Origin of the sequence: Kribbella sp. CA-253562 (assembly GCF_050942265.1) — a bacterium.
Lineage (GTDB): Bacteria > Actinomycetota > Actinomycetes > Propionibacteriales > Kribbellaceae > Kribbella.
Map to the genome: position 1 here is coordinate 5,587,526 of NZ_CP192049.1, position 19,721 is coordinate 5,607,246.

The following is a 19,721-nucleotide window of genomic DNA, read 5'->3' on the forward strand; positions in this document are numbered from 1 at the left end:
CCGGGTCAGGCGGCGCCCGCCAGGTTACCCAGAAGCGAGCGTGCCGAGTGCGTCGGGCACGGAGTCGGTGACCGGGAACCCGGTCGCCTGCAACGCCGTACGCGACATCGCACCGGTCGTGACCAGCACGCAGTGGGCCCCGACGGCACGGGCCGCGTCGGCGTCGTCGACGACGTCACCGATCAGTACGACGTCCGCCGGGTCGAGCTGCTGCGCCGTGAGGTGATTGGCCAGGTGCTCGGCCTTCGAACCGCCGCCAACGGCGCTCTGCAACCCGTCGACCCGCTGGAAGAGCTCGGTCAGCCCGAACCCGTCGATCGTCGGGACGAGCTGCGCGTGGAACCACATCGACAGCAGCGACTGCGTCCGCCCGCTCGCACCCCACGTCCGCAACCCGTCCGGTACGCCGGGAGCCAGGCCGCAGGTGTGCAGCAGCAGGTCGTACCGCTCGTGGTAGAGCTTGTCGACCCGAGCCCAGTCCTCCTCGGTCAGCTCCTGGCCGAGGATCTTCTCGTACGACAGCCGCATCGGCCGCGCGTACACCTCACGCCACTCGTCCCAGGTCAGCGGCGGCCGCCCGAAGCCGGCGCAGACCTCGTTGACCGCGGCAAGTACCGCCGTGTTGTCGTCGAGCAGCGTCCCGTTCCAGTCCCAGACGATGTGCGACACCTTCAGCCTCATCACAGCCGCAACCCTAGACAGCGCGGGTCCGCGCGGCGCGTCCGGGGACGACGAAGGCCCGCCGAGCAGGGCTCGACGGGCCTTGTCGTCAACCGGGTGTCAGCCCTGGCGGGCCTTGTTCCGGGGGTCGCGGCGGTTGATCACGAAGACCCGTCCGCGCCGGCGGACCACCTGGGCGCCGGGCCGCGACTTCAGGGCTCGCAGTGAACGTCGTACCTTCATCGGACACTCCTTCGGTTCGTCCTGCCGACACAACACCGCGCCGGGCGCCGGTGTTCCCACGGACGCCGTGCGCATGGCCGTTCACTGTCCGGGGTACCGGATCGTCACACGGGGACGCGGGAGGCGTGATGCGGATCGCGAATCGGTACCAGCTGGAGACGGTGCTCGGCCGCGGCGGCATGGGCGAGGTCTGGCGGGCCACCGACGAGCTCCTCGGCCGGCCGGTCGCGATCAAGCTGCTGCCGCCGGAGCACAGCGACGCCGACGCGATGGAACGCTTTCGCCGCGAGGCCCACGCCGGGGCCGTGGTCAACAACCCGCACGTGATCGGAGTGCACGACTTCGGCCCGTACCGCGACAGCTGTTATCTGGTGATGGAGCTGGTCGACGGCGACAACCTCGCCGCCGAACTCCGCCGTCAGGGCTGCTTCGACCCGGCCGACGCGGCGTGCATCACGGCGCAGGTCGCCGAAGGCCTGGCCGCCGCGCACCAGGAAGGTGTGGTGCACCGCGACATCAAACCGGGCAATCTGCTGATCACCGCGGACCGCACGGTGAAGATCGCCGACTTCGGCATCGCCTGCTTCGTCCAGGACCCGGTCGAGGACGAGTGCCCGGACGGCCACCTGCTGGGCACCAGTTACTACGTCGCTCCGGAACGCGCCGCCGCCCAGCCGGCCGGCCCGGCCGCCGACGTCTACTCCCTCGGCTGCGTTCTCTACCAACTGCTGACCGGCGGCCCGCCGTTCGTCGCCGACACTCCGACCGGCATCCTCCGCCAGCACCTGCACCGTTGCCCCGCGCAACCCGACCAGGTGCGTCCCGGCTTCCGCCGCTACCTGTCCCGGATGCTCGCCAAGGACCCCGCCGACCGCCCGGAAGCATCGGACGTCGCCTCCTGGTGCTGGCACGCCTACCGCGAGGCGCCGCACCACACCGAGCCGGTACCGGCTCCGGCTCTCCCGCTGGCCGACACCGCCCCGGTCACCGTCCCCGGCGTACCGGTCGCCGTCTAGGACGTCAGCTCCGAGCAGATGTCCCACGCGGCCTGGCGAATCAGCGCGGCGGTGTCCACGTCCAGCCCCTTGACCGGCACCTCGACGCCGACCGGATCCGCCTCCAGCAGCGCGATCAGGAACACGCACGCGGCCAGGTAGCTCCCGGCCACCGCGGGGTGACTGTTGTCGGCGTCGTGCAGCACCGGCTGCTCGTACGTCGCCAGGAAGCGCTGCCACACCATCCCGACCGGCACCAGCGTCGCGCCGACCTCGGCCGCACACCCCGCGTACGCCGCGGTGAGGGCTTCCTGCGCCTCGGGCTGATGACGCCGGGCCCAGGTCAGGTACAACGCGGTACGCGCGCCGGCCGCCTCGATCGCGGCGTGGAAGTCGCGCACGCTGTCCCGCATCCGCGCCGGATTCTTGACCGGCAGCGTGCTCTGCTCCTGCAGGACGACGACGTCGTACTCGCGGCTCGCGATCGCGTCGAGCGCGGCGCCGGCGTTCAGGTGCTGGCGCAACGAGGCGCCGCCGGCGGAGATCAGCCGGTGGGTGACGTCGATGCCGCGGGCACCGGCCAGCCCGGCGAGCATTCCGGGCAGGTTGTTGCGCGCCGTGAAGCTGTTGCCGACGTACAGGATCCGCACTCGCCGACCGTACTGCAGCCGGGGGCGAAAAAGGGGCTCGGCCTGGCCGTCACGGGGGGAACGGCCAGGTCGAGCCGGACAGGAAGGTATCGATTGCAGCAGGGATTCGGCAAGACCCTGAGAGAAATCGACACCGGACAGTCACATTTTCGGTCGAAACGTTGTCATCGGGCCCGCACTCGGGCCGGCCACCAGAACCTGTCACCCAGCAGGAACGCCAGCGCGGGCACGACCACGGTCCGCACCAGCAAGGTGTCCAGCAGCACTCCCACGCAGACGATCACCCCCACCTGGGAGGCCTGAGACCTCAGGCCGGCAGGGTGCCCCGGATGACGCTGTCCAGCGAGTGGGCCGGATTGCCGTCGTCCGGTTCCAGCGACACGTCGACGATCCGGTAACCCTGCGACGGCAGGTCGCCGGGCACCTGGAACGTGCCGTCGTGACCGGCCGCGAGCACGCCGAGCGAGACCATCCGCTTGCCGTCCTCGTTGATCAGCCAGACCTCGTAGTACCCACCGGCCGCGGGCAGCCCGGACGCCGAGACCTTGAGTTGCTGCCCGGTCGCGGCCTGCACCAGACCCGCCGTACCGCTGCCGGACTTCCCGGCCAGCGGAGCCAGCTGTACGACGGTCTGCGGTGTGGCCACCGGGGTGTCGTCGGAGTCGAACAGCAGGGTGCCGCCCACTCCGAGGCCGACTCCGGCGATCGCGGCAACGCTCGCCGCCAACGCCACCGACCGCCGCGTCCACCCGGCGCCTCGACGTCGAGCCGTGCCTTCCGCCGCGCCACCAGCACCAGCCGTCGAGCGTGCGCCCGCCGCAGAACCCGCGCCCGCCATGGGACCGGCGCCCGGCGTACGACCTGCGCCCGGCATGCCCCCAGCTCCCTGGGGATCCAGGGAGCTGGGGGCGCCTTCGGCCGGGAAACCAAGCTCGGCAGCGACGCGGTGCCACACCTCGTTCGGCGGCGATTCCAGCCGCGGCAGGTCCTCGGCCGCACCCACCAACTGCCGGAGCTCGGCCAGGTTCGTCGCGCAGTCGGGACAGGTCCGGAGGTGGTCGGTGGCGTCGTGGTCGGGCTGGGTCTGCTCGAAGGCCCACTGGGCCAGCACCTCGTCGTCAAGATGCGTCGTCACCTTTCACCTCCTTCAGCCGGTCCCGCAGGTGCAGCAGGCCACGGCGTACGTGGCTCTTCACCGTTCCCAACGGTAGGTCGAGCCGATCCGCGATCTGTGCGTAGGTCTGGTCTTCGTAGAAGGCGAGCCGAAGGATGGTTCGGCGCGGCTCGTCGATCCGGTCCAGCTCGTCGGCGATCACCACCCGCTCGACCAGCAGCTGGTCGTGGCCGGGCTCGACCTCCCGCTCGGCGAGGCTCTCCGCCGCCGCCTGATCGCGCTGCGCCCGGTACCGCTCGGCCAGCCGGTCCGCGATCCGGTGCCGGGCCACGCCGGCCAGCCACGCTCCCAGCTCGCCCGTCCCCGGATCGAAGCTGCCGCGTCCCCGCCAGGCGGACACGAACACCTGCTGCGTGACGTCCTCGGCGTCGGCCCGGTCGCCGAGCGCCCGCAGACAGAGCGTGAAGACCAGACCCGACCAACGCCGGTAGGCGTCGGCAAGGCTGTCCTCCCGGCCGCCGGTGAAACCCTCCGCGATCTCGGCCGGAGCGGGTCCCACCTCCGCGCTGGTCACGAATCGCACTCTAGCCACCTTGGGAGGTATCCGGTCACCGCGCAGCTGCGGTGACGACGAGGTTGTCGCGGTACCCACCGCCATTCGGGTCGTACGGGCCACCGCAGGTGACCAGGTGGAGACGGCGGGCACCGGTCCGGGCGAAGAGCTCGCCGACCGCCAGCTTCTGCTTGTCGACATCGCGCACTCCTTCCACCTGGTACCGCGCCGTTCCACCGTCGGTGGTCCGGACCTCGATCAACGCTCCGACCCGCAGCTTGCGCAACCGGACCAGTGGGCCCACGCCGTACTCGCGGCTGTCCAGATGCCCGCCGAGCACGACCGCCCCCTGCTGATCCGCCGGGACCGGTCCGAACCGGTACCAGCCGACCACCGCCGGATTCACCGGCAGTTCCATCTGGCCGTCGGCCGCGACCCCGACCGCCCGGACCGGCAGTTCGAGCCCGATCGACGGGATCGTCACCCGGTCCGGCGCCGGGCCACTAGTTGCCTTGGGCAACTCAGCGACGCGGGTCCGGACCGGTGCCGACGGTACGGGTGGAGGCGCGGAGCGACCGGGAGTGGGGGAACCACCGATCGCCGGCCCGGCACTCTCCACCCGCCCGCCTTCCGGCGCCGTCGACGACGACGAGGCACCGGAGTCCCCACAGCCGCCCAGCAGCAAGACCATCACGACGACGACCAGGCTCCGGGCGGCGTGCAGCGAGGCGTACGGTGCGGTCACGACCGGGCGCGCACCGCGGACGTACCGGCGCCGATCACACCGAGGGCGACGGCACCGCAGAGCAGCCCCAGCCAGACCGGCACGCCCTGCTCCTGGGCAGCCTGTCCACCGGTTCCGCCCGGGATGCCGCTCGGGTCACCGTGCAGGCCGGAGATCGGCTGGACGGCGAGCTTCAGGTTCTTGCCGCTCGCACTGCCCCACGCGTAGACGATCGTGTTCGTGCCCTCCTTCAGGTTCACGTCGGCCGGGCCGATCGCGACCGTCGAGGTGCCGGCCAGGACGACGTCCGCCTTGACCGTGCCGGCGGGCAGATCGGCCTTCACCTGCTGGGGATTGGCCAGGCCTTCGAAGACCGGGTCGCCACCGGCCCGGACGTCGACCGCGGGTGCGGCCGCGGTGTGCCGGACGGTGATCCGGGCCTTGCCGGCGGCCAGCTTCGACACGTCGTTCACGAACGGCGTCAGCACCGGCTTGCCGGCGGCGCCGAGATGCGCGACCACCGTGACGTTCGCGCCGCCCGGTACGGCGACGTCGTTGGCCTGGATGACGGCGGCACCGTTCGCGCCGGCGCCGGCCGCGGTCACCTTCAGGTCGTACTCCCCTTCGGGCAGCTGCAGCGGATCGGTCAGCGTGCCCGGCTTGAAGTCGGTCAGCAGCGCCTTGCCGTTGGCGTACACGTCGACGGTCGCGCCCGGTACGGCGTGCAGCACCGAGACGGTCGCGTTGGCCGTGGGCTTGGCTTGCGCGGTACTGGCGGCCGCGACGGGCAGCGTCGCGGCGAGCAGTCCGGCGGCGGTCAGTGCGGTGATACGGCGTACAGACATTGGAACCCTCCTGGGTTTGGCGGTCTTGTGCCTGTCTGTTCCGTCCGGGACCCCGGCGCGGATGCACCGCATCCGGGCCAAACTTATGCAAAAGTCACGCGTGGCATCCTGGTGACAGCACGACGAGCGGAGGAGACACGCGTGGGTCTGAGCTACAGCAGCATCGTCGCGGCACCGCGCGACGAAGTGTTCGGCTGGCACGAGCGGCCGGGTGCGATCGAGCGGCTGACTCCGCCGTGGATGCCGGTCCGGATCAAGCAGGAGACCGACGATCTGGGCGCCGGCCGAGCGGTGCTCGGGTTCCCATTCGGGCTGGACTGGGTCGCGCAGCACCGCGACTCGGTGCCCCCGGACCACTTCGTCGACGAGCTCACCTCGGCCCCGCTGCGCTGGGCGGTGAACTGGCGGCACACCCACCAGTTCGATGCTGTCGGCAACGACCGGACCCGGATCACCGACCGGATCGACAGCAACGTGCCGGGCTTCCTGCTTCGCTCGATGCTGGTCTACCGGCACCAGCAGTTCGCCGACGACCTGGCCGCGCTACGCCGCGCCCAAGCGCTCGGCCTCACGCCGCGGACCGTCGCGGTGAGCGGTAGCCACGGCACCGTCGGCCGCGGCCTGGTCGCGCTGCTCGGCACCGCCGGGCACACGGTGATCAAGCTCGTCCGCGGCGAACCGTCGGGCCCGAACGAACGGAAGTGGAACCCCGCCGCTCCGTCCGAGGACCTGCTTGACGGCGTCGAGGCCGTGGTCCATCTCGCCGGTGCGTCGATCGCCGGCCGGTTCACCGAGACCCACCGGCGCGCGGTCGTCGAGTCGCGGATCGGTCCGACGCGGGCCTTGGCGAGTCTTGCGGCCAGGACGGGCGTCCGCGCGTTCGTCTGCGCCTCGGCGATCGGCTACTACGGCCCGGATCGCGGCGACGAGGTGCTGACCGAGCAGAGCGACCGCGGCGATGGCTTCCTGGCCGACCTGGTCGAAGACTGGGAACGCGCCACCGACCCGGCCCGCGACGGCGGCGTCCGGGTGGTGAACGTGCGCACCGGCCTGGTCCAGACTCCCGCGGGCGGCGTCCTGCGCCTGCAGTATCCGATGTTCGCCGCCGGGCTCGGCGGACCACTTGCCAGCGGCAACCAATGGCAACCGTGGATCGGCGTCGACGACCTGCTCGACATCTACCACCGCGCCCTGTACGACGACCGGCTGGCCGGACCGGTCAACGGCGTCGGCCCCGCCCCGGTCCGCAACCGCGACTACACCACCACGCTGGCGCACGTCGTCCGCCGCCCGGCCTTGTTCCGCGTGCCGTCCTTCGGCCCGCGCATCCTGCTGGGCGACGAAGGCGCGAAGGAACTGGCCGAGGCCTCCCAGCGCGTGGTCCCCGCCGTCCTCGACCAGCTGGGCCACACGTTCCGCTACCCCACCCTCGAGCCGGCCCTGCGCCACCTGCTCGGCAAGGCGGTCTAGGGGATCCCGCGCGATTCCGCGCGTTAGCGAGCAGGTGGTCGGCACGCCTTAGCGCTTCACCGCCGTAGCGAGCGGGGGCTTGGCACCGCCTTAGCGCTTCACCGCTGCGGCGAAAAGTGGGACGACCTTCTCCAGCGCGTAGCCGGTGGACAACACCGAATCCGTCGCGAAGGCTGAGCTGATCGTCTTGTCGTCGAACACCACTGAGTGGCCGGCCTTCACCGCCGGCACCGCCCGGAACAGCGGGTCGCCGGTGATGTCCCGCGCCGTGACGCCGATCGGCGTCATCACGACCAGGTCAGCGTTCAACTGGTCGAGGTTCTCCCGCGAGACCGGCACGGAGAACTTCTCCGTCGCCTTGGCCTGGATCACCGGGTTGTTCTTGAAGCCGAGCCGCTCGACGAAGTTCACCCGGCCGGTTCCGCTGACGTAGGCGCCGTACCCCTCGCTGGTCTTCGCGCCCAGTGTGATCGTGCGACCGGTGAACTCGGGGTGCTGGGCAACGGCCTGCGCGAACTTCTGCTTGGTCGCGGCAATCAACTCCCGGCCCTGGTCCACCCGCCCGAGCGCGGCCGCGACCAGCTCGGTCTGCTGCTCCCACGAAATCTTGTACGACTCCCCACCCGCCGGTACGCCGACCGTCGGCGCGATCGCCCTCAGCGTGTTGTACCGGTCCTGGTCGCCGCTGGACTTCGTGTCCAGGATCAGATCCGGCTTCAGCGCCGCGACCTTCTCGTACTCCGGCTCCAGCGTGCCGATCAGCTGCGGCGCCTGCTGGTACTTGCCGGCCGCCCACGGCCCCACGCCCTGACCGCCGAACGCCAGCCAGTCGCTCGCGCCCACCGGCTCGACCCCCAGCGCCAGCGCGGTCTCCGCGTCACCCCAGCCGAGCGCGACCACCCGCTTCGGCTCCGCCGGGATCGTCACCTCACCGAACTTCGTCGCCACCTTCGCGTACGGCGCCGAGCCGCTCGCATCGGCGGCGTCGTCGCCGCAGGCCGCTAGGGAGCCGAGGGCAACAATCAGCAGGAGGACACCCAATCTACGCATGCACCAAAGGATAGGCTGCCCTAACTTCAAGCCCTCCGGCAGGTCTCACCAACTCTGGTCGAGCGGCTTGCCCTCGGCGTACCCGGAGCTGGTCTGGATGCCGACCACCGCCCGCTCGTGGAACTCCTCCAGCGTGCGCGCCCCGACGTACGTGCACGAGCTGCGCACGCCGGAGACGATCGAGTCGAGCAGGTCCTCGACGCTCGGCCGCTCGGGGTCCAGGTACATCCGCGCGGTCGAGATGCCCTCGCCGAAGAACCCCTTCCGGGCCCGCTGGAACGGCGTGTCGTCGGCCGTGCGCGACCGGACCGCCCGCGCCGAGGCCATCCCGAAGCTCTCCTTGTAGATCCGCCCGTCGCTGTCATGGTGCGGATCCCCCGGCGACTCGTACGTCCCGGCGAACCAGGAGCCGATCATCACGCTCGACGCGCCCGCGGCCAGCGCGAGCGCGACGTCCCGCGGATGCCGCACCCCACCGTCGGCCCACACGTGCTTGCCGAGGTCACGCGCCCGCCCCGCACACTCCAGGACGGCGGAGAACTGCGGCCGCCCGACCGCGGTCTGCATCCGCGTCGTGCACATCGCGCCCGGCCCGACGCCGACCTTCACGATGTCGGCGCCGGCCTCGACGAGGTCGGACACGCCTTCGGCGGTGACGACGTTGCCCGCCACCACCGGGACCTGGGGATCGAGCGCCCGGACAGTACGCAGTACGTCGAGCATCCGCTCCTGGTGACCGTGCGCGGTGTCCACGACCAGGACGTCGATGCCGGCGTCGAGCAGCGCCTTGGCCTTCTGCTCGGCGTCCCCGTTGATGCCGATCGCCGCCGCGACGCGCAGACGGCCGGTCGGGTCGAGCGCCGGTTCGTACAGCGTCGCCCGGACGGCGCGCTGGCGGGTCAGGATGCCGACGATCCGCCCGTCACCGTCGACCACCGGGGCCAGCCGGTGCCGGCCACCGTGCAGTTGGTCGAACGCCGCCTCGGCGTCGATCCCGGCGGGCAGTGTGAGCAGTTCGCGCGACATCACGGCGTCCAGCTGGGTGAAGCGGTCGACGCCTTGGCAGTCGGCCTCGGTGACCACCCCGACGGCCCGGCCCTGGTCCATCACGATCACGGCGCCGTGGCCGCGCTTGGGCAGCAGGTTCAGCGCCTCGGCGACGGTGTCGTGCGGCGTCATCACCAGCGGGGTGTCGTAGATGGTGTGCCGCTGCTTGACCCACGCGACCACCTCGGCGACCACCGGGACCGGAATGTCCTGCGGGATCACCGCCAGCCCGCCGCACCGCGCGATCGTTTCGGCCATCCGCCGGCCGGAGACCGCGGTCATGTTCGCCGCGACCACCGGGATCGACGTCCCACTGCCGTCGTTGGTCGACAGGTCCACGTCCAGCCGCGACGTCACGGCCGACCGGTTCGGCACCAGGAAGACGTCGTTGAACGTCAGGTCCTGACCGGGCACCGGCCCCTGGATGAAGCGCATCCCAACCACCTCACAAACCCTCGTCCCGCCCGGACGAGCTCAGCCCGAGGCTACGTGATCCCGCGGCCGCACCGGACGGCTTCGCTGAAGGGCGGCCCGGAGGCGGCGAAGGTTAACCCCCTGATTTTCGCCGGACCGGTGCGGATCTGTCAGCGAACTGTCACGATCCGTGGCGTTGCGGTCAGTAGCCCACTGATCGCGTTCCGCCACCGACCAGGGAGTGAGGCTCCTATGTCCCGTCGTCTTCTGTCCGCTGTCACCGCTGTCGCCGCGGCAGCGCTGGCCGTCCCCGCACTGGCAGCGTCCACGTCCACCGCCGCCCCCACCCCGGCCGCGTCGTCCCCCGAGACCACCACCTCGGCGTACATCGGCACGGTCCAGGACCAGGCCGAGACCAAGGCCTTCTACGACGCGGTGATGAAGTCCGCCCGGGCCAAGCAGGCCAAGAACCCGGACAAGACCGCCGCCGTCACCGTCGTCTACAGCGCCAGCCGCGCGCCGAGCTTCGCCACCCAGATCGCCCGCAGCGCCCAGATCTGGAACAGCTCGGTCACCAACGTCCGGCTGGTCTCCGGCAGCAACTACGACTTCTACTACCGCGAGGGCAACGACCCACGGGGTTCGTACGCGTCCACCAACGGGCACGGCCGGGGCTACATCTTCCTGGACTACCGGCAGAACCAGGTGTACGACTCGACCCGCGTCACCGCGCACGAGACCGGCCACGTGCTCGGCCTGCCCGACCACTACTCCGGCCCGTGCAGCGAGCTGATGTCCGGCGGCGGCCCCGGCCCGTCCTGCACCAACGCGATCCCGAACTCGGCCGAGCGGTCGCGCGTCAACCAGCTGTGGGCCAACGGCTTCACGGCGGCGAACTTCGCCACCATTCGCTGAGCTCCCGGCGTTCCGGGCTGATCACCCGGTCCGCTCGATCGTCCGCAGCATCCGTCCGCGCCGGCCGCCCTCGGCGCGGACGGCCTGCGTCGAGGGTTTTGACCAGGACCGAAGGGCTTGGCCGGGTGCCGCGCAACGGTCAGGTTGCAGCTCTTCCCGGTCCGCCCTGAAGGAGACCCCGATCGGCGTGCTCTGGCACCACACCGCCCCGACGCGCGGCTGAACGCGCCGATCGTCGCGACACTGCCCGGCCCGACGCAGGTCTTCGTCCAGTGCCAGAAGCAGGGCGACACGGTCACCGCCGAAGGCCACACCAACAACTGGTGGTCCCGGCTGCGCGACCAGGGTGGCTACATCAGCAACATCTACATCGACCACCCGGACGCGCAACTGCCCGGAATCCCCAACTGCTGAAGGACTTCAGAGGTGGTCGGCGTCGATCACCGCCTGGGCGAAGGCCTTCGGGGCTTCCTGCGGGACGTTGTGGCCGATGCCGTCGAAGACCCGGTGCGCGTACTTGCCGGTGAACTTGTCGCGATACCCCGAGCCGTCGGCAGCGGCGCCGTCGAAGTCGCTGCCGATGGTGATCGCCGGGACACCGATCGCCGGCCCAGCGGCGAGCTCGCGCTCGTACCGGTCGTACTGGCGCTCCCCCTCGGCCAGGCTCAACCGCCAGCGGTAGTTGTGGATCACGATCGCGACGTGGTCGGGATTGCGGAACGACGCGGCGGTCCGAGCGTACGTCGCGGCGTCGTACTTCCACAGGGGCGAGACGATCTTCCAGATCAGCTCGTTGAACGCGTACCAGTTCTGCTGGTAGCCCTTCACGCCGCGCTCGGTGGCGAAGTAGTACTGGTACCACCAGCCGAGCTCCGCGGCCGGCGGCAACGGCTCGAGGTTCTTCTCCAGGCTGGTGATCAGATACCCGCTGACCGACACGATCGCCTTGCAGCGCTCGGGCCAGAGCGCCGCGATCACGCCGACCGTGCGAGCACCCCAGTCGAAGCCGCCGAGCACCGCCTGGTCGATCTCCAGCGCGTCCATCAGCGCGATGATGTCGAGCGCGACGGCGGACTGCTGCCCGTTGCGGAAGGTGCGTGAGGACCGGAAGCGGGTCGGGCCGTAGCCACGCAGGAAGGGCACGATCACCCGGTAGCCCGCGGCGGCCAGAATCGGGGCGACGTCGACGTAGCTGTGCGCGTCGTACGGCCAGCCGTGCAGCAGGACGACCGGCTGCCCGGTCCGCGGCCCGAACTCGGCGTACGCCGTCTCCAGTACGCCGGCCTTGATCCGCTTGATCGGGCCGAGCGTGGTGTGCTCACCGGCGCCGGCCCGCAGGTCCGCTCCCGTCCGCGCCGTCGCGCTCGCCGCTGACGCGGTCAGCGCGCTGCTGCCCGCTACGCCGGCCGCGCCCGTGGCCGCCAGCGCCTGGGTGAACCGCCTCCTGCTGATCATCTGCATCGTCTCCTCGCGTCATCGATCGGTAATGCGTCACCGCTTTGACCGGTGACGCATGATTCGACATCATAGTCACCAGTTGAACCGGTGACGAAATGAGGAAAACGATGGCCGACGCACTGCCGCCGGACAGCCCCGAATCGCACGACGACACGGCCGGTCGCCCGATCGGACGCCGGATCGTACTGTCGACGATCGCTGCCGGAGTCGCGGGCCTGTTCGTAGCCCCGAGCCTGCAGGAGAAGTGGAGTCAAATGCTTGGCGCCGCGTCCCAGCGCGACCCCACCGGGCTGTCCGGCCTGCTGCCGAACCCCGGCGGCTTCCGCTACTTCAGCGTCGCCGGCTCGGTCCCGGAGAAGAACGCGTCGACGTACCGGCTCACCGTGGACGGGCTGGTGGACAAGCCCACGACGTACACGCTGGCGCAGCTCGGCGCGATGCCGCAGTCGCGGGTGACGCACGACGTGGTCTGCACGGACGGCTGGCAGGTCGACGACGTCCCGTTCGCCGGCGTCCCGCTGGCGAAGATCCTCGACGCGGCCGGCGTCCGGCCGACCGCGAAGGCGGTCCGCTTCACCTGCTTCGACGGGGTGTACAGCGAGAGCCTGACGATGGAGCAGGCCCGGCGGCCCGACGTCCTGGTCGCGACCCGGATGCTCGACCAGCCGATCCCGCACATCAGCGGCGGCCCGGTGCGCCTCTTCGTCGGTCCGATGTACTTCTACAAGTCCGCGAAGTGGCTGTCCGGCATCACCGTCACCGACGAGGTGGTCCCGGGCTACTGGGAGGAGTACGGCTACCCGGTCGACGGTTGGCTGCCCGGTGAGGAGCCCGCCGGTGCCTGACCTCGCCGTACGCCGCTTCACCCGCGCCGAACGCATCGTCCACCAGACCACCCTGGTCCTGATGGCGATCTGCCTCGCGACCGCGGCCGCGATCTACTTCGGCCCGATCGCCGCCGTCATCGGCCGGCGCCACGTGGTCGCGACCGTCCACCAGTGGTCGGGCATCCTGCTGCCCGCGCCGTTCCTGCTCGGCCTGATGTCCCGCGCGCTGAGACTCGACGTACGCCGTCTCAACCGCTTCACCCACACCGACGCGCGCTGGCTGCTCGGCGCCCTCCGCCGCCGCCCGCACCGCGACCACGTCTCCGGCAAGTTCAACGCGGGCCAGAAGGTCTTCGCCTCCTGGCTGGCCGGCGCGATCGTCGTGATGGTGCTCACCGGCCTGCTGCTGTGGTTCAAGTTCAGCCTGACCGGCATCCCCCGCGCGGGCGTGATCGTCGTCCACGACCTCCTCGCCGCCGCCATCACCGTGGCCCTGGCAGGCCACGCGTACAAGGCCTTCACCAGCACCGGCGGCTGACCCGGCCCGCCTCGCCGTACTGGCTTATCTGAACAACTAGCGCGTGCCGAGCTCGACGAGCAGGCCGTAGTGGTCACTGGGGGTCAGGTCCGGCTGGTCGAAGATCCGGTCGCAGCTGAGGATCGGCAACGTCGGGCGGCCGTGCGGGCCGCAGCGGACCAGCACGTGGTCGATGCCCTGGAACGGCCAGTCGCCGGCCTCGAAGTACGGGTTGGCCCGGACGTAGGTCTCGAGGGCTTCGCCCGGACGGACCGACTCCCAGGCGCTGCGGTAGCAGACACTCAAGTCGTCGATCACGTGCCGCCCGGTCCAGAAGCGCAGGCTGTCCGCGGTCAGCTCGGCGTCCAGATCGCCGGCGACGACCACGTCCCCTGGTGACTCGGCCACGAGCTCTTCGAGACGTTGCGCGGCGAGACCGGTTTGCAGGCAACGCTCCCGCTCGTGATCGACCTGGTAGTCGGGGAAGTGGTTGGCCACCCAGAGCCGGCCCCACGGCGCGAGGATCTCGGTGATCAAGCAGGTGCACGCGAAGTCGCCGGTCCGCTCGGTCAGGTGCAGGTCGAGTTCCTCCACCCGGGCGATCGGCCAGCGACTGGCCGTCGTGATGCCCTGCCCGTCGGTCTCGCGATCCGACGACTGCGCCAGCTGGTACGACGGCCCGAGCATCTCCGCGGCCTGATCGATCTCGTCGGTCAGGATCGTCTCCTGCAAGGTGATCACGTCGGCGTCGAGCTGCTCGAATCCCTTGCGCAGCTGGGCCCGCCGGGCCGGCCAGTCGGCGCGGATTCCCCAGGTGTTCAGCGTCGCGAGTCGCATCCGCGGCCTCCGGTCACGGGCGGCGCCAGGACGGATCCTGCAGGTGGCTGCCGGCCATCGGCCCCATCTGCAGCATGCCACCGTCCGCGACGACGCTGGTTCCGGTCACGTACGACGCCTTCTCCGAGGCCAGGAACGCGATCACCGCGGCGATCTCCCGCGCGTCGCCCGGCCGCCCCAGCGGTACGCCGGGCCGGTCCTTGCCGTGCGGGTCCTCGTCGGTCTGACCGGTCATCGGCGTGGCGATCTCCCCCGGTGCGACCGAGTTCGCGGTGATCCCGTGCTCGCCGAGCTCGATCGCCAGCGTCTTCATCAGCAGCCCGAGCCCGCCCTTGGCCGCGTCGTACGGCGCGGCGCCGACCCGCGGCTGGTGCTCGTGCACGCTGGTCACCGCGATCAGCCGACCGCCCCGGCCCTGCTCGATCATCCGCCGCGCGGCCCGCTGCAGGCACAGGAACGCCCCGTCGAGATCGACGTTGATCACCTTGCGCCACTCGTCGTACTCCAGATCGACCGCGAGCTTGCTGGTCCCGGTCCCGGAATTCGCCACCAGGACGTCGACGCCGCCCAGCGATTCGATCAGCTCGTCGATCGCTCCGACCGCGTCCGGCAGCACCTCCAGATCGAGCTGCCGCACCTCGGCCCGCCGCCCGGTCTTGCGCACCTCCTCGGCCGTCTCCTCGGCTCCGTCCTGATCGCTGTGCCAGGTCACCCCGACGTCGAAGCCGTCCTGGGCCAGCGCCACCGCGGCGGCCCGTCCGATCCCACTGTCCGATCCAGTCACGATTGCTACAGGCATATCCGGGCGGTACCCCGACCGATCCGCTGAAAACCAGCGGCTGATCCGCGGGCAGGCGGTCAGTCGACGGGGAGGACCCGCCGCCAGCCGTCGAAGGTGAGGGTGGGTGTCATGCCGACCGACAGGTAGAGCTCGAGCGCCGGAGTCGGGTTGTTGGTGTCGACGAGCAGAATCGTGCCGGTCCGGCCGGCCGCCGCGTCGAGGGCGAACGCATCGTGCAGCAGGAACTTGGCCAGCCCACGGCCGCGGTACTGCTCGACGACTCCGAGGCCGGCGATGTGACCGCAGTTCTCGGTGTCGAGGGACAGGTCGCAGCTGTCCCGGAACGCGACGCCCTGACCGTCGATCTCCAGCAGGCAGAGCTGGGACCAGTCGAACAAGGCGCTGTTCTCCCGGAACTCGAGCCACTCCTCGTGCGGGCGAGGAACGAAGCCGAACTGCCCACGGAAGCAGTCCACGATCGTGTCGTGGGCGGCCAGGCGGGCCTCGTCGCCGTACACGCCTCGGCGAACCACGACACCGGGCGGCGGCGCCGGAGCGGCGACCGGACCGGTGTGGTCGATCCGCATCCGGCGGTACGTCGTGCCGGAGACGAAGTCGTGGTCGGACAGCAACCGGCGCAGCAGTTCGTCGGCCCGGTAGGCGAAGATGTCGACGGTGATCTCGGCGTGGCCGCCGCGGCGGCCCATCTCCCGGGCCCGCGTCATCGACTGGTCGTACAGCCACGCCGCGACCGCCGGATCCTGAGCGGTCACCTCGAGCTCGATCATCTCGCCCGCGGCCTTGCCGAAGGCGGATCCGTAGCCGACCGGCACACCGTCCGCGGCGATCACCAGCCAGCCGTCGGCCATCCGGTCGAACCCGGGCTCGACGACCCGGTCGGCGATGTCGCCCACCGTGCAGTCGGCGAAGCCGAGCAAAGCGGTGTTGTGGGCCGAGACAAGCCCGAAGATCGCCTCGACATCGGTCGGCTCAGGTGGCCGGACGGTCAGACCGTGCGGCAGAGAAGCGGTGCTGTTCATGTCTCACAGTGGTCGCTCGGGCCCGGATAGTCCACACCCGGGCAAGGAACAACTTCCGTGCACCGGGCCGCATCCAAGAGGTGTCCCTAAGGGGGACCAAGCGAAATCCATGCACAGCATCCACACCACCACCACGTGCCCCACCGGCTGGGGTTCGTTGCCGGAAGCAAACACGTTCGTGACCGCCGGGATCCTCACCACCGTCCGGTCCGGCCGGCACGCCTGCTTCGACCGCGTCGTGTTCGACGTCTCCGGCACGACGCCGGGGTACAGCGTGCGGTACGTGTCGAACGTCTTCCGCCCGGGCGCCGGGCACCTGATGCCACTGCGCGGCGGCGCGAAGCTGCAGATCGTGCTCCGGGTCAACGAGTTCGACGACGCCGGGCACTGGGCGTATCAGCCGTCCGACGCCTTCCGTCAAAAGGCGTATCGCACTCGGCAGTACGGGACGTGGCGCTGCAGCAGTTCCTCGAACTGCGCCAGGTAGTCCTGTTTGTCCCGCCACCGGTACCGCACGTTCGTCGCGCCGTTCTGCGAACGCTTCGGCTCCTGCAGCTCCGGCCGCCAGATGAGCTGCTCGCCCTTGGGGTGCCAACCGAGGTTGATCCGGTGCAGTTCCTCGTTGTGAGTCAGGAAGATGACCTCACAGGCGAGCTGCTGCTTCGTGGCCGCGGTTGTCACGGCGTCGAGCTGCTCGAACAGCTCGGCCCAGTCCGCGCGCCAGCCGTCGTACACGACCACGGGTGAGAAGTTGACGTGCACCTCGTAGCCGGCCTCGACGAAGTCGTTCAGCGCGGCGAGCCGCTGCTCGACGGGTGACGTCCGGATGTCGAGCAACTTCGACGCGCGGGCCGGCATCAGCGAGAACCGGATCCTGGTCCGGCCCTCCGGCTGCAACGCCAGCAAGTCCCGGTTCACGTACTTCGTTGCGAACGAGGCCTTCGCGTTCGGCAGCCGGCGGAACGCGGCGATCAGCTCGGCCACGTTGTCACTCACCAGCGCGTCCACGCTGCAGTCGTTGTTCTCCCCCAGGTCGTACACCCAGTCGGTGGGATCGCACTGGTTCGGCGTCTTCGGCCCCTGCCGGCCGGCGTGCCGGGTGATCGCGCCGATGATCTTGTCGAGGTTGGTGAAGACCGTGATCGGGTTGCTGTAGCCCTTGCGGCGTGGGACGTAGCAGTACGCGCACGCCATCGCGCACCCGTTGGCCGACGACGGCGCGATGAAGTCGGCCGACCGCCCGTTCGGCCGCACACCGAGCGACTTCTTCTCACCCAGCACGAGGGCCTCGCGCTTGATCCGCACCCAGCGCCGCACGTTCGTCTCGTCACCGTGCAACTCCGGGATGTTCCAGTGGCTCGCCACCTCGACCACCTCGGCAGCAGGCCACCGCCCCAGCACCTGGCGCCCACGCTCCGACGCCCTCGCCGCCGGCTCGGCGTAGATCCGCTTCACCTCCAGCAGCGGCAGCGTCCCGGCGGAGGCGTTCGACTCGTTCACGCTCCCACTGTCACAGACGCTCCCGACACACTTCGGCTGGTGCACAAGTTCGGTCCGCGGTGTGCGCACACGCGTACAGTGACATTCATGACGGTGAGTACGCAGCCGCCGAAGGGCTGGGTGCCGGTCGAGCACCGCTGGTTCGGCCTCGACCGGCGAACCCTCAAGCCCGCGCTGATCAGTCTCGCCATCGCCCTCGCGCTGATCTACGGGATCCCGGCGCTGAACTCGGCGATCCCCTGGCACAACGAGATCAAGGCCGGCCAGGTGCTGGACCTGGGCGGCGGTGCGACCGCGGTCCCGCCGGTCGGCTGGCAGCTCGAGAGCGGCACGCTGACCGGCGGCAGCGCGACGAATCTGCAGGTCCTGCTGGCCAGCGGCGGAGCCACGATCGAACTCAACGGCACGTCGTACGACGGAACCGCGGCCGCGTTCCTCGACCAGGTCGAGCGGGCCGGCAGCGACGGCGCAGGCGTGAACGGCCAACGCGCGACGCTGACCACCGGGGCCGGCCTGGTCGGCGTCGTCGACAGCAGAACCGTGCCCAGCGGCGGTGACGAGATCGACGCCGCCTTCAAGATGGCCGTCGGCAGCCCCGAAGCGATCGACTCCGCGCCCGCTCTACTCGTCCGGGTCCGGACGGCGGCCGGGCAGTTCGAGCACTACCAGGACGAAGTCGCCGCGTTGCTGCGCAGTATCACGCCCGGAGCGGCCCGATGAGCGACGTCGCGGTCGAGGCCAAGGCCGAGCAACTCGCGGCGATCGAGGATTCCGGCTGGGGTCACCCGTTCCGGTTCCTGCAGCCGCACAATCTGGCCTTCTGGGTCTACCTACTCGGCGTCGGTGGCGGCGCTTTGACGATGCTGCGCTACTTCGGGGCCGGCGGTGCCTTCTACACCCCCGCGCTGGCCGGCGGTGTCCTGCTGTTCGGGCTGTACCTTGTCCCGTGGCTGCTGCTCCTGCGTCACCACAACCGCTTCACCGCGCAACCGGCCGGGCTTCTCGCGACCGGCTTCGTGTGGGGCGGCGTCGCGGCGACGTTCTGGATCGCCCTCCCGGCCAACGCGGCGCTGCTGGACATCTGGGCCAAGGTCGGCGTCCGTCGTTCGGCACGAACTGGGGAGCCGGGCTCACCGCGCCGATCAACGAGGAGTGGGGCAAGGCACTCGGGCTGGTCCTGCTGATCGGTCTGGCGCCGCGACTGGTCCGCAGCGCCTACGACGGGTTCATCATCGGCGCGTTCATCGGCCTGGGATTCCAGGTGTTCGAGGACGTCCTGTACGTCTACAACGGCGCGGCCCAGCAGTACGGCGTCGACCAGTTCGGCACGTCCCTGCAGATCTTCCTGATCCGGGGCGCGGCCGGCATCGTGTCCCATGCCCTGTTCAGCGCCATCTTCTGCGCCGGCCTGATGTGGGTGCTCGGCCGCACCCGCGGCGAACGCAACGTCCTCCGCGGCGTGCTGACCATGCTGATGGCGATGTTCTTCCACTTCGCCTGGGACGACATGGCCGCGCTCGGAGGCGGCGGCTACGCGACCGCCGTACTGCCGTTCGTCATCGCGGCGGTCGAACTGACCGCCCTGTTCTACGTACTGCGCCACGCCGCCCGGCAGGAACGCCTCTGGACTCGCGCCCTGCTCACTCCCGAACTGGCCACGGACGCCATCGACCCGCCCCTGCTCGACGCCGTCAGTGGTCTCGGCAAAGACCGCAGGGCCTACCGGAAGCACCTTCACAGCCGCAGGACCGCACGCCACCTGCTCGAGGCGGCTTCCGACCTGGCCCGCGAACTCGCCCGCGCCGGCGGCACCGAGTCCCCCGGCGTCACCCACGCCCGCAACGAACTCCACCGCCTGCGCGGCACCGCGATCCGCGGCTGAGCCTCGGCGCTACCCCACGAACTCCACCCCGGCGACGCCCACAGCGAACCCTGTCACGATCAGCACCGTACCGATCACCAGGCGATACCGCAGCGTGGCGAGCAGGCCACCGAGCACGGCGGCCATCCCTATGATCCAGATCAGGACCCCGATGCGCATTTCGGCACCCTAACCACCGAAAACCGCGAGTTTTCCCGTC

The 19,721-nt window shown here is 70.4% G+C and carries 26 protein-coding genes; 10 read left to right on the top strand and 16 right to left on the bottom strand.

Annotated features, from left to right (window positions below):
• Positions 1-24: 24 nt before the first annotated feature.
• The gene (locus ACQPXM_RS26310) at positions 25-681 is read right to left on the bottom strand and encodes an HAD family hydrolase (RefSeq protein WP_432938015.1); all 657 of its coding nucleotides are present in this window, start codon (positions 679-681) and stop codon (positions 25-27) included.
• 99 nt (positions 682-780) lie between these two features.
• Positions 781-903, bottom strand: a complete 123-nt coding sequence (locus tag ACQPXM_RS26315; RefSeq protein ID WP_432938018.1) for a 50S ribosomal protein L36 — start codon at positions 901-903, stop codon at positions 781-783.
• 128 nt (positions 904-1,031) lie between these two features.
• Here ACQPXM_RS26315 and ACQPXM_RS26320 point away from each other — a divergent pair, with 128 nt between their 5' ends.
• On the top strand, positions 1,032-1,919 hold the full coding sequence (locus ACQPXM_RS26320; protein ID WP_432938021.1) for a serine/threonine-protein kinase: 888 nt from the start codon (positions 1,032-1,034) through the stop codon (positions 1,917-1,919).
• Here the strand turns inward: ACQPXM_RS26320 and ACQPXM_RS26325 are convergent.
• The 6 genes from ACQPXM_RS26325 to ACQPXM_RS26350 form a co-directional block, all read right to left on the bottom strand.
• Complete coding sequence (locus ACQPXM_RS26325; protein ID WP_432938023.1) at positions 1,916-2,548, bottom strand: hypothetical protein; 633 nt, start codon at positions 2,546-2,548, stop codon at positions 1,916-1,918. The genes ACQPXM_RS26320 and ACQPXM_RS26325 overlap by 4 nt on opposite strands.
• 164 nt (positions 2,549-2,712) lie before the next feature.
• Complete coding sequence (locus ACQPXM_RS26330; protein WP_432938025.1) at positions 2,713-2,832, bottom strand: MMPL family transporter; 120 nt, start codon at positions 2,830-2,832, stop codon at positions 2,713-2,715.
• Between the two features lie 23 nt (positions 2,833-2,855).
• A complete protein-coding gene (locus tag ACQPXM_RS26335) occupies positions 2,856-3,683 on the bottom strand; it encodes an anti-sigma factor (protein WP_432938027.1) in 828 nt (275 codons plus the stop codon).
• A complete protein-coding gene (locus ACQPXM_RS26340) occupies positions 3,667-4,236 on the bottom strand; it encodes an RNA polymerase sigma factor (RefSeq protein ID WP_432938029.1) in 570 nt (189 codons plus the stop codon). The genes ACQPXM_RS26335 and ACQPXM_RS26340 overlap by 17 nt, the downstream gene beginning before the upstream one ends.
• A gap of 34 nt (positions 4,237-4,270) precedes the next feature.
• Positions 4,271-4,960, bottom strand: a complete 690-nt coding sequence (locus ACQPXM_RS26345; RefSeq protein WP_432938031.1) for a class F sortase — start codon at positions 4,958-4,960, stop codon at positions 4,271-4,273.
• Positions 4,957-5,784, bottom strand: coding sequence for a DUF4397 domain-containing protein (locus tag ACQPXM_RS26350; protein ID WP_432938034.1), 828 nt, complete (start codon positions 5,782-5,784; stop codon positions 4,957-4,959). Before ACQPXM_RS26350 ends, ACQPXM_RS26345 begins: the two co-directional genes overlap by 4 nt.
• A gap of 141 nt (positions 5,785-5,925) precedes the next feature.
• On the opposite strand from ACQPXM_RS26350, the gene ACQPXM_RS26355 reads away from it, so the two are divergent.
• Positions 5,926-7,254, top strand: coding sequence for a TIGR01777 family oxidoreductase (locus ACQPXM_RS26355; RefSeq protein ID WP_432938036.1), 1,329 nt, complete (start codon positions 5,926-5,928; stop codon positions 7,252-7,254).
• A gap of 90 nt (positions 7,255-7,344) precedes the next feature.
• Here the strand turns inward: ACQPXM_RS26355 and ACQPXM_RS26360 are convergent, their stop codons facing one another.
• Positions 7,345-8,304 carry an iron-siderophore ABC transporter substrate-binding protein gene (locus ACQPXM_RS26360; protein ID WP_432938038.1) on the bottom strand — a complete coding sequence of 320 codons (960 nt, stop codon included), beginning with the start codon at positions 8,302-8,304 and terminating at the stop codon, positions 7,345-7,347.
• A gap of 45 nt (positions 8,305-8,349) precedes the next feature.
• Positions 8,350-9,786, bottom strand: coding sequence for a GuaB1 family IMP dehydrogenase-related protein (locus tag ACQPXM_RS26365; RefSeq protein ID WP_432938042.1), 1,437 nt, complete (start codon positions 9,784-9,786; stop codon positions 8,350-8,352).
• A 231-nt stretch (positions 9,787-10,017) separates the two neighbouring features.
• Here ACQPXM_RS26365 and snpA point away from each other — a divergent pair, with 231 nt between their 5' ends.
• Positions 10,018-10,680, top strand: a complete 663-nt coding sequence (snpA, locus tag ACQPXM_RS26370; protein WP_432938044.1) for a snapalysin — start codon at positions 10,018-10,020, stop codon at positions 10,678-10,680.
• Between the two features lie 144 nt (positions 10,681-10,824).
• Positions 10,825-11,094, top strand: coding sequence for a hypothetical protein (locus ACQPXM_RS26375; RefSeq protein WP_432938046.1), 270 nt, complete (start codon positions 10,825-10,827; stop codon positions 11,092-11,094).
• A gap of 6 nt (positions 11,095-11,100) precedes the next feature.
• Here ACQPXM_RS26375 and ACQPXM_RS26380 read toward each other — a convergent pair whose 3' ends face one another.
• Positions 11,101-12,135: an alpha/beta fold hydrolase gene (locus ACQPXM_RS26380; RefSeq protein ID WP_432938048.1), complete on the bottom strand. Its 1,035-nt coding sequence runs from the start codon at positions 12,133-12,135 to the stop codon at positions 11,101-11,103.
• A gap of 110 nt (positions 12,136-12,245) precedes the next feature.
• On the opposite strand from ACQPXM_RS26380, the gene ACQPXM_RS26385 reads away from it, so the two are divergent.
• On the top strand, positions 12,246-12,983 hold the full coding sequence (locus ACQPXM_RS26385) for a molybdopterin-dependent oxidoreductase (protein WP_432938051.1): 738 nt from the start codon (positions 12,246-12,248) through the stop codon (positions 12,981-12,983).
• A complete protein-coding gene (locus ACQPXM_RS26390) occupies positions 12,976-13,503 on the top strand; it encodes a cytochrome b/b6 domain-containing protein (RefSeq protein ID WP_432938053.1) in 528 nt (175 codons plus the stop codon). The genes ACQPXM_RS26385 and ACQPXM_RS26390 overlap by 8 nt, the downstream gene beginning before the upstream one ends.
• 36 nt (positions 13,504-13,539) lie before the next feature.
• Here the strand turns inward: ACQPXM_RS26390 and ACQPXM_RS26395 are convergent, their stop codons facing one another.
• Genes ACQPXM_RS26395 through ACQPXM_RS26405 form a run of 3 tightly spaced genes read right to left on the bottom strand, consistent with a single transcriptional unit; the run spans position 13,540 to position 16,140 of the window.
• The gene (locus ACQPXM_RS26395) at positions 13,540-14,319 is read right to left on the bottom strand and encodes an endonuclease/exonuclease/phosphatase family protein (protein ID WP_432938056.1); all 780 of its coding nucleotides are present in this window, start codon (positions 14,317-14,319) and stop codon (positions 13,540-13,542) included.
• 13 nt (positions 14,320-14,332) lie between these two features.
• On the bottom strand, positions 14,333-15,118 hold the full coding sequence (locus ACQPXM_RS26400) for an SDR family oxidoreductase (protein ID WP_432938058.1): 786 nt from the start codon (positions 15,116-15,118) through the stop codon (positions 14,333-14,335).
• A 59-nt stretch (positions 15,119-15,177) separates the two neighbouring features.
• Positions 15,178-16,140 (bottom strand): GNAT family N-acetyltransferase, encoded by a 963-nt coding sequence (locus tag ACQPXM_RS26405; protein WP_432938060.1) that lies wholly within the window; start codon positions 16,138-16,140, stop codon positions 15,178-15,180.
• Positions 16,141-16,249: 109 nt separating this feature from the next.
• Between ACQPXM_RS26405 and ACQPXM_RS26410 the strand changes: the two genes are divergently transcribed.
• Positions 16,250-16,627 carry an AMIN-like domain-containing (lipo)protein gene (locus ACQPXM_RS26410; RefSeq protein WP_432938062.1) on the top strand — a complete coding sequence of 126 codons (378 nt, stop codon included), beginning with the start codon at positions 16,250-16,252 and terminating at the stop codon, positions 16,625-16,627.
• Here the strand turns inward: ACQPXM_RS26410 and ACQPXM_RS26415 are convergent.
• Positions 16,558-17,640, bottom strand: a complete 1,083-nt coding sequence (locus ACQPXM_RS26415; RefSeq protein ID WP_432938065.1) for a spore photoproduct lyase family protein — start codon at positions 17,638-17,640, stop codon at positions 16,558-16,560. The two genes, ACQPXM_RS26410 and ACQPXM_RS26415, sit on opposite strands and share 70 nt — an antisense overlap.
• 87 nt (positions 17,641-17,727) lie before the next feature.
• Between ACQPXM_RS26415 and ACQPXM_RS26420 the strand changes: the two genes are divergently transcribed.
• Genes ACQPXM_RS26420 through ACQPXM_RS26430 form a run of 3 tightly spaced genes read left to right on the top strand, consistent with a single transcriptional unit; the run spans position 17,728 to position 19,522 of the window.
• Complete coding sequence (locus ACQPXM_RS26420; RefSeq protein ID WP_432938067.1) at positions 17,728-18,360, top strand: hypothetical protein; 633 nt, start codon at positions 17,728-17,730, stop codon at positions 18,358-18,360.
• Positions 18,357-18,824: a hypothetical protein gene (locus ACQPXM_RS26425; protein ID WP_432938069.1), complete on the top strand. Its 468-nt coding sequence runs from the start codon at positions 18,357-18,359 to the stop codon at positions 18,822-18,824. The genes ACQPXM_RS26420 and ACQPXM_RS26425 overlap by 4 nt, the downstream gene beginning before the upstream one ends.
• A complete protein-coding gene (locus ACQPXM_RS26430; RefSeq protein ID WP_432951090.1) occupies positions 18,782-19,522 on the top strand; it encodes a PrsW family intramembrane metalloprotease in 741 nt (246 codons plus the stop codon). Before ACQPXM_RS26425 ends, ACQPXM_RS26430 begins: the two co-directional genes overlap by 43 nt.
• 9 nt (positions 19,523-19,531) lie before the next feature.
• Here the strand turns inward: ACQPXM_RS26430 and ACQPXM_RS26435 are convergent, their stop codons facing one another.
• Complete coding sequence (locus ACQPXM_RS26435) at positions 19,532-19,681, bottom strand: GPGG-motif small membrane protein (RefSeq protein WP_432938072.1); 150 nt, start codon at positions 19,679-19,681, stop codon at positions 19,532-19,534.
• Positions 19,682-19,721 lie beyond the last annotated feature (40 nt).

Bases quoted from the DNA above. Each gene is read 5' to 3' on its own strand.
- ACQPXM_RS26310 (WP_432938015.1), bottom strand. From the start codon at position 681: ATGAGGCTGAAGGTGTCGCACATCGTCTGGGACTGGAACGGGACGCTG.
- ACQPXM_RS26315 (WP_432938018.1), bottom strand. From the start codon at position 903: ATGAAGGTACGACGTTCACTGCGAGCCCTGAAGTCGCGGCCCGGCGCC.
- ACQPXM_RS26320 (WP_432938021.1), top strand. From the start codon at position 1,032: ATGCGGATCGCGAATCGGTACCAGCTGGAGACGGTGCTCGGCCGCGGC.
- ACQPXM_RS26350 (WP_432938034.1), bottom strand. From the start codon at position 5,784: ATGTCTGTACGCCGTATCACCGCACTGACCGCCGCCGGACTGCTCGCC.
- ACQPXM_RS26360 (WP_432938038.1), bottom strand. From the start codon at position 8,304: ATGCGTAGATTGGGTGTCCTCCTGCTGATTGTTGCCCTCGGCTCCCTA.
- ACQPXM_RS26365 (WP_432938042.1), bottom strand. From the start codon at position 9,786: ATGCGCTTCATCCAGGGGCCGGTGCCCGGTCAGGACCTGACGTTCAAC.
- snpA (WP_432938044.1), top strand. From the start codon at position 10,018: ATGTCCCGTCGTCTTCTGTCCGCTGTCACCGCTGTCGCCGCGGCAGCG.
- ACQPXM_RS26380 (WP_432938048.1), bottom strand. From the start codon at position 12,135: ATGATCAGCAGGAGGCGGTTCACCCAGGCGCTGGCGGCCACGGGCGCG.
- ACQPXM_RS26385 (WP_432938051.1), top strand. From the start codon at position 12,246: ATGGCCGACGCACTGCCGCCGGACAGCCCCGAATCGCACGACGACACG.
- ACQPXM_RS26395 (WP_432938056.1), bottom strand. From the start codon at position 14,319: ATGCGACTCGCGACGCTGAACACCTGGGGAATCCGCGCCGACTGGCCG.
- ACQPXM_RS26400 (WP_432938058.1), bottom strand. From the start codon at position 15,118: ATGCCTGTAGCAATCGTGACTGGATCGGACAGTGGGATCGGACGGGCC.
- ACQPXM_RS26405 (WP_432938060.1), bottom strand. From the start codon at position 16,140: ATGAACAGCACCGCTTCTCTGCCGCACGGTCTGACCGTCCGGCCACCT.
- ACQPXM_RS26410 (WP_432938062.1), top strand. From the start codon at position 16,250: ATGCACAGCATCCACACCACCACCACGTGCCCCACCGGCTGGGGTTCG.
- ACQPXM_RS26420 (WP_432938067.1), top strand. From the start codon at position 17,728: ATGACGGTGAGTACGCAGCCGCCGAAGGGCTGGGTGCCGGTCGAGCAC.
- ACQPXM_RS26425 (WP_432938069.1), top strand. From the start codon at position 18,357: ATGAGCGACGTCGCGGTCGAGGCCAAGGCCGAGCAACTCGCGGCGATC.
- ACQPXM_RS26435 (WP_432938072.1), bottom strand. From the start codon at position 19,681: ATGCGCATCGGGGTCCTGATCTGGATCATAGGGATGGCCGCCGTGCTC.